The organism is Sphingobium sp. FW306-1B-F04DB, from assembly GCF_058781925.1.
Window position 1 is genome coordinate 1 of sequence record NZ_JBYSXE010000081.1, and the last position, 8,793, is coordinate 8,793.

Below are 8,793 nucleotides of genomic sequence, written 5' to 3' on the forward strand. Positions count from 1 at the left end.
TAAATGACCGGAAATCGTGGGTTTGTGATGGTGGAGCCGAGGGGGATCGAACCCCTGACCTCTACAATGCCATTGTAGCGCTCTCCCAGCTGAGCTACGGCCCCGAAACCATCGTCGCCGCCCTGGGTGGTGCGGCGCTGAGGCGCTGCCCTCTATGATGGCAGCGCCTGCTTGGCAAGACGTTAAATCAATTATTCGCGTCGTCGTCGTCGTCGGACGTATCCACTCCTAGATCGTCGTCGCCACCGAGATCGACATCGTCGTCGGGCGAATCGGCCTCGTCGGAATCGACGTCGATATCCAGATCGTCATCGGCCAGCACCGCGTCGTCCGCGGTCTTGCCTTCGACTTCCGGCTTGGGCGCGTCATAGGGAAGCGGCTGCTTCGACTTCAGCACGGGCTCGGGATACCAGTTGTTCCCGCATTCGATGCAGGTGACGGGCTCGTCCTTGGTCAGATCGTAAAAGCGGGTACCGCATTTCGGACAGGTCCGCTTGGTGCCCCATTCAGGCTTCACCATGTGCTGCCTCAGCCTCCAGAATAAGTGAAAACAGCGGGTCATCGCATCATCGATGCCCCGCCAAACGCCGCGCGCCTTGCCATAGCGAAACGCCGCTGTCAAAAGCCTGCGCTCACTCCAGCCGGAATGCACGCTTTCCCGATGATTTCAGCCACGCCCCAGCCCGCCTCCTTCGCCGCGCCCGGACCGCTCAGGGGACGCGTGCGCGTGCCCGGCGACAAGTCTATCTCGCACCGCTCGCTGATGCTGTCGGCTCTCGCGGTCGGAAAGAGCACGGTGCGGGGGCTGCTCGAAGGGGAGGATGTGCTTGCGACCGCTGCCGCGATGCGCGCCATGGGCGCCACGATCGAGCGCAGCGCGGATGGCATCTGGACGATCCACGGCGTGGGCGTAGGCGGGCTGCTCCAGCCCGCCACGGCGCTCGACATGGGCAACAGCGGCACCTCGACCCGCCTGTTGATGGGGCTCGTCGCGAGCCACCCGATCACCGCCACATTCATGGGTGATGAATCGCTTTCGGGTCGTCCGATGGGCCGCGTGATCGATCCGCTGAGCCTGATGGGCGCCGAATTCAATGCGAGCCCCGGTGGCCGCCTGCCGCTGATGGTGCGCGGCCTGTGCCCCGCGGTCCCGATCGAATACCGGCTGCCCATGGCGTCGGCGCAGGTCAAGTCGGCGATCCTGCTGGCGGGACTCAACACGCCCGGCATCACGCGCGTGATCGAGCCCGTGGCGACGCGCGACCATAGCGAGCGGATGCTGACCGGCTTCGGCGCCGAGCTGACCGTGGAGACCGACGCCGACGGCGCGCGCGTTATCGCGATCCGCGGCGAGGCCGAGTTGAAGCCGCAGGACATCATCGTCCCCGGCGACCCTTCCTCCGCCGCCTTCCTGATCGTGGCGGCGCTGCTCGTGCCCGGATCCGACGTCATCATCGAGAATGTCGGGATCAACCCGACGCGCGCGGGGCTGATCGAGGTGCTGCAGGCGATGGGCGGCGACATCACCCTGATCGACGAACGCAACGTCGGCGGCGAACCCGTCGCCGACCTGCACGTTCGCCATTCCGCGCTGACGGGCATCGAAATCGATCCCGTGGTTGCGCCGTCGATGATCGACGAGTTCCCGATTCTCTTCGTCGCTGCCGCGCTTGCCAGCGGCCGGACGGTCACGCGCGGGCTGGAAGAGCTGCGCGTCAAGGAGTCCGACCGGATTGCATTGATGGCTGAGGGACTTGCCGCAATCGGGGCACGTGTCACCGAGACCGAGGACGGCATGATCGTCGATGGAAGCGGCGGTGACCCTCTGCCCGGCGGGGCGCCAATCGCCGCAAAACTCGATCATCGTATCGCAATGAGCTTTGCGGTGGCTGGACTTGTTTCAGCGGTGAACGTCATGGTCGACGACATGACCCCCGTTGCAACAAGCTTCCCCCAATTCACTGCGCTGATGACCTCGCTGGGCGCGCAGATTTCATGATCATCGCGGTCGACGGCCCGGCAGCATCGGGCAAGGGCACCATCGCGCGTGCGCTCGCAAAGCACTATCATCTGCCGCATCTCGATACGGGGCTGCTCTATCGCGCGGTCGCGTTCGGCGTGGTCAGCGAAGGCAATGATCCCGAGAGCGAGGCCGACACGCTGGCAGCGTGCGACTTCGCGGATACGCTGCTCGAAAACCCTGAACTCAAGAGTGAGGAGATCGGCCGCGTCGCTTCGATCGTCTCTGCGCACCCGCTGGTCCGCGCCGCGCTGATCAAGCGCCAGCGCGCCTTTGCACAGCAGCCCGGCGGCGCGGTGCTCGACGGGCGAGACATCGGTACGGTGATCGCCCCCGATGCCGACGCCAAGCTGTTCATCACAGCCACGCCGCAGACGCGCGCCCGGCGTCGCCACGCCGAAATGCAGAAAGCGGGCAGCACGATGAGCTATGACCGCATCCTGGCCGATCTGCGCACACGCGACCGGCGTGACATGATGCGCGATGCGGCGCCGCTGGCGCAGGCGCCCGATGCGTACTTGCTCGACACCAGCTATCTCTCTATAGACGCCGCCGTCCAGCGCGCGATTGCGCTTGTGGACGGACGTATCAAGGCCAAGCTTGCGAGCTGAGCCTGGACTGCGAAACGCGAGGCGCGAAGGGGCCGGCAATGAAAGCCGGCGCTCTTGACGCGCCCTTTTCGCTTTCCGCGATGCGGGCGGCCACAGCAATCTCGCGCGCGGGATGCCGTCTGGGCGTGCGGCCCTTGCGGCACTTCTGGTCAAGACCGCCGGAGACAACCGGCTGGCCGGAAAATGTAAGAAAGACAGGAACCAACCATGGCCTCATCGGCACAACCCACGCGCGACGATTTCGCCGCGCTTCTCAATGAATCGCTCGGCGGCGAGAACGAAAGCTTCGAAGGCCGCGTCGTCAAGGGCACCGTTACCGGAATTGAAAACGACATGGCCGTCATCGACGTCGGCCTGAAGTCGGAAGGCCGCGTGCCGCTACGCGAATTCGCGGCGCCGGGCCAGAAGGCCGACCTCAAGGTCGGCGACGAAGTCGAGGTTTATGTCGACCGCGTCGAGAACGTCCATGGCGAAGCCATGCTGTCGCGCGATCGCGCGCGCCGCGAAGCCGCCTGGGACAAGCTCGAAGCCGAGTTCACCGAGAGCGCGCGCGTCGAAGGCGTCATCTTCGGCCGCGTCAAGGGCGGCTTCACCGTCGACCTCAACGGCGCCGTGGCGTTCCTGCCCGGCTCGCAGGTCGATATCCGCCCCGTGCGCGACGTCACGCCGCTCATGGACATCCCCCAGCCCTTCCAGATCCTCAAGATGGACCGTCGCCGCGGCAACATCGTGGTGTCGCGCCGCGCGATCCTCGAGGAAACCCGCGCCGAGCAGCGTTCGGGCCTGATCCAGACGCTGACCGAAGGCCAGGTCATCGAGGGCGTCGTCAAGAACATCACCGATTACGGTGCGTTCGTCGACCTGGGCGGCATCGACGGCCTGCTGCACGTCACCGACCTCAGCTACAAGCGGATCAACCACCCGTCCGAGATGATCAACATCGGCGACACGGTGAAGGTCCAGATCATCCGCATCAACCGCGACACGCAGCGCATCTCGCTCGGCATGAAGCAGCTCGAGAGCGATCCGTGGGAAGGCGCGTCGGCCAAGTACCCGATGGGCGCCAAGCTCACCGGCCGCGTGACCAACATCACCGAATATGGTGCGTTCGTCGAGCTCGAAGCGGGCATCGAGGGCCTGGTTCACGTCTCCGAAATGAGCTGGACCAAGAAGAACGTCCACCCCGGCAAGATCGTGTCGACCAGCCAGGAAGTCGACGTCGTCATCCTCGAGGTCGACGAGGACAAGCGTCGCATCTCGCTCGGCCTCAAGCAGGCGATCAACAACCCGTGGGAAGCCTTTGCGGCTGCGCACCCGGTCGGCTCGACCGTCGAGGGCGAAGTCAAGAACGCCACCGAGTTCGGCCTGTTCATCGGCCTCGACGGCGATGTGGACGGCATGGTGCACATGTCGGACATCGCCTGGGGGATCTCGGGCGAGGACGCGCTCAACCTGCACCGCAAGGGCGAGACCGTCCAGGCGATCGTTCTCGACATCGACGTCGAGAAGGAGCGCATCTCGCTCGGCATGAAGCAGCTTGAAAAGGGTGCGCCCGCCGTTGGCGGCGTGGCCGCCGCTTCGGGCCTCAACAAGAACGAGGTCGTCACCGTCACCATCCTCGAAGTCCGCGACGGCGGCCTCGAGGTTCAGGTCGGCGAGGACGGCGCCACGGGCTTCATCAAGCGCACCGACCTTGGCCGCGACCGCGACGAGCAGCGCCCCGAGCGCTTCCAGGTCGGCCAGAAGATGGATGCGATGGTGACCGGCTTCGATCGTTCGAAGAAGCCCACCTTCTCGGTCAAGGCGATGCAGATCGCCGAAGAGAAGCAGGCGGTTGCGCAGTACGGTTCGTCCGACTCGGGTGCGTCGCTCGGCGACATCCTCGGCGAAGCGCTCAAGGCACGCTCGGAAGAGAAGAAGTAAGTTACGGAAAAATTACGCGCCGCCGTCGACGCAACCATGCGCCGGCGGCGGTTTTTTTGTATCTTTACAACAACCTGTTGCAGCGCGGCGTCAGCCCCTGTCGCGGAAGCGCGCTGATTGGTCGCTGAAGCGCCGGACAAGGGCTTGCAAATAAACCGAAATCCGGCACAAACTCGCAGGCGTTGACGCCGGAAGTGGGAGCCAGCGTCAGCCAACCAGAATGCCTGCGTAATCGGGCGCCACCCGGTGTTCGAGGGTCCCGTCGGGCCGCCGGATGCCATATGGGGAACAGCCATGATCCGTTCCGAACTCGTCCAGAAGCTCGCTGCGGAAAACTCGGGTCTCTCCGTCAAGGATGTCGAACACATCGTCGATGTGTTCTTCGACGAAATCACTGCGCGGCTCGCCAATGGGGGGCGGGTCGAACTCAGGGGTTTCGGGGCATTCTCGACACGTGCAAGGTCGGCCCGCACGGGCCGCAATCCGCGCACGGGAGCCGCCGTTGACGTCGACGCAAAACGTGTGCCCTATTTCAAGCCGGGCAAGGAAATGCGCGAACGCCTCAACATGTAACTGCGAGACGCCCACCGCACGGCGCCCGCCCCCCACGGGCAGGAACGGTGCGGTGGGTCGCGGAAGCGCTCAGGTCTTGAGCCGGTAGCCGGTCTTGAAGATCCACCAGATCACGCCAAGGCACAGCGCGAAAAAGCCCAGCGTCGCAGCCATGCTGATCTCCACGCTGACATCGCCCTTGCCGTAGAAGCTCCAGCGGAAGCCGCTGATCAGATAGACGATCGGGTTGAACAGCGTCACCGTCCGCCACGCCGCGGGCAGCATGTCGATCGAATAGAATGCCCCGCCGAGGAAGGTCAGCGGCATGACGACCAGGAGCGGGATCACCTGAAGCTGCTCGAAGCTCTTCGCCCAGATACCGATGATGAAGCCGAACAGGCAGAAGGTCGTCGCGATCAGCACGAAGAAGGCCGCGGTCCAGAACGGGTGGAGGACCTGGACGTCCACGAAGAAATTGGCGGTGATCAGGATCACCAGCCCGACGATCATCGACTTGGTCGCAGCCGCGCCGACATAGGCGAGCACTGTCTCGAATGCGGAGATCGGCGCCGAAAGCAGCTCGTAGATCGTTCCCGACCATTTGGGCATGTAGATGCCGAAACTGGCGTTGAAGATGCTCTCGGTGAACATCGACAGCATGATGAGGCCGGGCACGATGAACGCGCCATAGGGCACGCCACCGATCTCGGTCATCCGCGATCCGATCGCCGATCCGAAGACGATGAAATAGAGCGAGGTGGTGATCACGGGCACGAGCAGGCCCGTGAGCAGCGTCCGCCGGAAACGGTGTAGCTCGAACGTGTAGATCGCCCAGACGCCGCGCGCGTTGAAGCCCATCATTTCTCTCCCTTGCGGTCGCTGACCAGCCCGACGAAAATCTCCTCGAGCGAGCTCTGGCGCGTGTTGAGGTCCTTGAAGGCGATGCCGAGATCGCTCATCTGGCGGAGCAGCGAGGGGACCCCGGTGCGCTCGGCATTGGCGTCGAATTGATATTCGAGTTCATGCCCGTCGGCCTTCAGCGTCAGCGGCCAGTCGGCAAGCCCGGACGGGACGGTCTCCATCACCTCGGACAGGTTGAGCGTCAGCGTCTTCTTGCCGAGCTTCTTCATCAGCACGGTCTTTTCCTCGACGAGAATGAGTTCGCCCTTGTTGATGACGCCGACGCGATCGGCCATTTCCTCGGCCTCCTCGATATAGTGCGTGGTCAGGATGATCGTGACGCCGTTCTCGCGGAGCTGGTGGACGAGCCCCCACATGTCGCGCCTCAGTTCGACGTCGACGCCCGCAGTGGGCTCGTCGAGGAAGAGGATGTCGGGCTCATGGCTCAGCGCCTTGGCGATCATCACGCGGCGCTTCATGCCGCCTGACAGCTCCATGATCTTGTTGTTGCGCTTGTCCCAGAGCGTCAGGTCCTTGAGGATCTTCTCGACATAGGCGGCGTCGCGCGGCTTGCCGAACAGCCCGCGGCTGAAGTTCACGGTGTCTATGACGCGCTCGAACTGGTCGGTGTGCAGTTCCTGCGGCACCAGCCCGATCCTCGTCCGCGCGGCGCGATAGTCGCGCAATATGTCGTGGCCGTCGGCAAGCACCGTCCCCGTCGAAGGCGTGACGATGCCGCAGACGATGCTGATCATCGTCGTCTTGCCCGCGCCATTGGGCCCGAGCAGCGCGAAGATCTCACCCTTGCGGATTTCGAGATCGACGCTCTTCAGCGCCTGGAAACCGCCCGCATAGGTCTTGGACAATCCGGCAATCTTGATCACGGCTTCCCCGCTCGCGCCGGCATAGCCTCCGCCGGGCGCGCTTCCGTTGCTCTGGGGATCGGCGGCACGCATATATTTCTCTCCCGGACCTTGATGCGCAGATATCAGCCCGTTGCGGCACCGCTACAAGTTCAAGCGCACTTGAGATCAACAAGAAATTCTGGTTCGGTGGCAAGCATGTTCCATTATCTGACCATCGGCGAGGTATCACGCCGCAGCGGCATCGCGCCCTCGGCGCTGCGCTATTACGAGGATCGCGGGCTGATCGCTTCGGAAAGGCTCAATTCGGGGCACCGGCGCTATCCGCGCGCGGTGCTGCGCCGCGTCGCCTTCATCGTCTTCGCGCAGCGCGTGGGCTTGAGCCTCGAGGAGATCGGCGCCGAGCTCGGCAAGCTCCCGCCCGACCACACGCCCAAGGGCAAGGACTGGGCGAAGCTATCGAGCAGCTGGACCGCACGGATCGACGCGCAGATCGCCGAACTCGAAAGGCTGAAGCAGGGCCTGACGGGGTGCATCGGCTGCGGCTGCCTGTCGGTCGAATCCTGCTACCTGTCCAATCCCGAGGATCGCGCCGCGCGACTGGGGCCGGGAGCACGCTACTGGCTCGGCGACCCCCGCCCGTCCGAAGAGGCTTGACCCGCGCGGCCTTATGCGCCTTTGTCGCGCCCACGCGGATGTGGCGAAATCGGTAGACGCAGCGGACTTAAAATCCGTTTCCCGTTCGGGAGTGCGGGTTCAAGTCCCGCCATCCGCACCACTTAGAAAAAGCTCACTTTTATCGACGGCGGCGCTTTGCCTTTCGCGCATCCGTTCCGACAAATCATTCCGACACCATTCTGACAGATCGTTCTCTTTGCGAATCTATCTAGCCCGACTATGACGTTGAAATGGAGACGCGGGATCCGACGGAAATCATTGCCGATGCACTTCAATCCTCGCGTCAAATCCGGCTGGGGCGGGGTGTGGTCGGCAAAACTGGCCACATCGCCTTAGGGTCCGGACCCATAAACAGGATTCCCAAAGCCGCTTGCATGTGATTCAGGCTCCTGGATTGCAGGAGTGTGGAGTTGAGCGAGTTCTGGTTGAGTGAGGCGCAGTTTGAGCGGCTTCGGCCGCTGCTGCCGAACAAAGTGCGCGGTGTGGCGCGGGTGGATGATCGCCGGGTGATCAGCGGGATCATCCATGTCGTGAAGTCGGGCGGGCGCTGGGTCGACGTGCCGGCCTGTTATGGACCGAGGAAGACGCTCTACAACCGGTTCGTGCGCTGGGCGGACAAGGGCATCTGGCAAGATCTGTTCCATACCCTTGCGGCTGCCGGTGGCCCGCCCGCCGAGATCCTGATCGACAGCACCCACATGAAGGCGCACCGCTCCGCGGCGGGCGGAAAAGGGGGGCGCTCGTCCAGGCGATCGGGATCAGCCGGGGCGGTCGCAACAGCAAGCTCCACGCGCTCACCGACGGCGAAGGCCGACCGCTCCGCTTCCTCCTGACCGCAGGCCAGGTCGCCGATTGCAAGGCTGCCACTGCGCTATTGAGCGATCTCGCGCCCGGCACCATCGTGCTCGCCGACAAGGCCTATGACAGCAATGCGATCCGCGATCTGATCGAGGGTCAGGGTGCTGTGCCCAACATCCCGTCCAAGGCCAATCGGCGCTGGAAAAGCTGCTTCTCGAAGACGCTCTACAAAGGGCGCAACGCCGTCGAGCGCATGTTCTGCCGCCTCAAGGACTATCGCCGTATCGCCACCCGCTACGACAAGCTGGCCGCCCACTTCCTCGGCGCAATCTGCCTCGCCGCCGCCGTCACATGGTGGTTATGAGTCCCGACCCTAGTCATCTGAATCTGAAGTTCGGCTCATTGTTTTTTGGCAGAAGCGTTTGACGGAGGCGAGGATTTCGTCTGC

General features: G+C 63.9%; 9 protein-coding genes and 2 tRNA genes. 7 read left to right on the top strand and 4 right to left on the bottom strand.

The features are described from left to right. Positions 1 to 28 precede the first annotated feature (28 nt). Together AC3WJD_RS21095 and AC3WJD_RS21100 are read right to left on the bottom strand one after the other, a co-directional pair. Positions 29 to 104 (bottom strand) — tRNA-Ala (locus AC3WJD_RS21095). A gap of 83 nt (positions 105 to 187) precedes the next feature. Next, entirely contained in the window at positions 188 to 520 is a 333-nt protein-coding gene (locus AC3WJD_RS21100) for a TIGR02300 family protein (protein ID WP_492748735.1), read from the bottom strand. A gap of 141 nt (positions 521 to 661) precedes the next feature. On the opposite strand from AC3WJD_RS21100, the gene aroA reads away from it, so the two are divergent. The 4 genes from aroA to AC3WJD_RS21120 all read left to right on the top strand — a co-directional run bounded on the left by aroA (position 662) and on the right by AC3WJD_RS21120 (position 5,127). After that, on the top strand, positions 662 to 1,999 hold the full coding sequence (gene aroA / locus AC3WJD_RS21105) for a 3-phosphoshikimate 1-carboxyvinyltransferase (RefSeq protein WP_492748727.1): 1,338 nt from the start codon (positions 662 to 664) through the stop codon (positions 1,997 to 1,999). Further along, the gene (gene cmk / locus AC3WJD_RS21110) at positions 1,996 to 2,631 is read left to right on the top strand and encodes a (d)CMP kinase (protein WP_492748728.1); all 636 of its coding nucleotides are present in this window, start codon (positions 1,996 to 1,998) and stop codon (positions 2,629 to 2,631) included. The genes aroA and cmk overlap by 4 nt, the downstream gene beginning before the upstream one ends. A 207-nt stretch (positions 2,632 to 2,838) precedes the next feature. Then, entirely contained in the window at positions 2,839 to 4,554 is a 1,716-nt protein-coding gene (rpsA, locus tag AC3WJD_RS21115; protein WP_492748729.1) for a 30S ribosomal protein S1, read from the top strand. A gap of 294 nt (positions 4,555 to 4,848) precedes the next feature. After that, the gene (locus AC3WJD_RS21120; protein WP_492748730.1) at positions 4,849 to 5,127 is read left to right on the top strand and encodes an integration host factor subunit beta; all 279 of its coding nucleotides are present in this window, start codon (positions 4,849 to 4,851) and stop codon (positions 5,125 to 5,127) included. Between the two features lie 69 nt (positions 5,128 to 5,196). On the opposite strand, the gene AC3WJD_RS21125 is transcribed toward AC3WJD_RS21120, so the two are convergent. Then, positions 5,197 to 5,967 (bottom strand): ABC transporter permease, encoded by a 771-nt coding sequence (locus AC3WJD_RS21125; protein WP_492748731.1) that lies wholly within the window; start codon positions 5,965 to 5,967, stop codon positions 5,197 to 5,199. Then, positions 5,964 to 6,962 (bottom strand): ABC transporter ATP-binding protein, encoded by a 999-nt coding sequence (locus tag AC3WJD_RS21130; RefSeq protein ID WP_492748732.1) that lies wholly within the window; start codon positions 6,960 to 6,962, stop codon positions 5,964 to 5,966. Before AC3WJD_RS21130 ends, AC3WJD_RS21125 begins: the two co-directional genes overlap by 4 nt. A gap of 105 nt (positions 6,963 to 7,067) precedes the next feature. On the opposite strand from AC3WJD_RS21130, the gene soxR reads away from it, so the two are divergent. The 3 genes from soxR to AC3WJD_RS21145 all read left to right on the top strand — a co-directional run bounded on the left by soxR (position 7,068) and on the right by AC3WJD_RS21145 (position 8,709). Continuing rightward, positions 7,068 to 7,526 (top strand): redox-sensitive transcriptional activator SoxR, encoded by a 459-nt coding sequence (gene soxR, locus AC3WJD_RS21135; protein WP_492748733.1) that lies wholly within the window; start codon positions 7,068 to 7,070, stop codon positions 7,524 to 7,526. Positions 7,527 to 7,560: 34 nt separating this feature from the next. Continuing rightward, positions 7,561 to 7,647 (top strand) — tRNA-Leu (locus AC3WJD_RS21140). A 310-nt stretch (positions 7,648 to 7,957) separates the two neighbouring features. Further along, positions 7,958 to 8,709, top strand: a protein-coding gene (locus tag AC3WJD_RS21145) for an IS5 family transposase (protein WP_492748734.1) whose coding sequence is annotated in 2 segments (ribosomal slippage) — positions 7,958 to 8,270 and positions 8,270 to 8,709 — 753 coding nt in all. Because the reading frame shifts where the segments join, the coding sequence is not laid out codon by codon here. The last annotated feature ends 84 nt before the right edge of the window (positions 8,710 to 8,793 follow it).

Excerpts from the sequence above, each read along its gene's own strand:
- soxR (WP_492748733.1), top strand. The coding sequence starts at position 7,068 with ATGTTCCATTATCTGACCATCGGCGAGGTATCACGCCGCAGCGGCATC.
- rpsA (WP_492748729.1), top strand. The coding sequence starts at position 2,839 with ATGGCCTCATCGGCACAACCCACGCGCGACGATTTCGCCGCGCTTCTC.
- AC3WJD_RS21100 (WP_492748735.1), bottom strand. The coding sequence starts at position 520 with ATGGTGAAGCCTGAATGGGGCACCAAGCGGACCTGTCCGAAATGCGGT.
- aroA (WP_492748727.1), top strand. The coding sequence starts at position 662 with ATGATTTCAGCCACGCCCCAGCCCGCCTCCTTCGCCGCGCCCGGACCG.
- AC3WJD_RS21125 (WP_492748731.1), bottom strand. The coding sequence starts at position 5,967 with ATGATGGGCTTCAACGCGCGCGGCGTCTGGGCGATCTACACGTTCGAG.
- AC3WJD_RS21130 (WP_492748732.1), bottom strand. The coding sequence starts at position 6,962 with ATGCGTGCCGCCGATCCCCAGAGCAACGGAAGCGCGCCCGGCGGAGGC.
- cmk (WP_492748728.1), top strand. The coding sequence starts at position 1,996 with ATGATCATCGCGGTCGACGGCCCGGCAGCATCGGGCAAGGGCACCATC.
- AC3WJD_RS21120 (WP_492748730.1), top strand. The coding sequence starts at position 4,849 with ATGATCCGTTCCGAACTCGTCCAGAAGCTCGCTGCGGAAAACTCGGGT.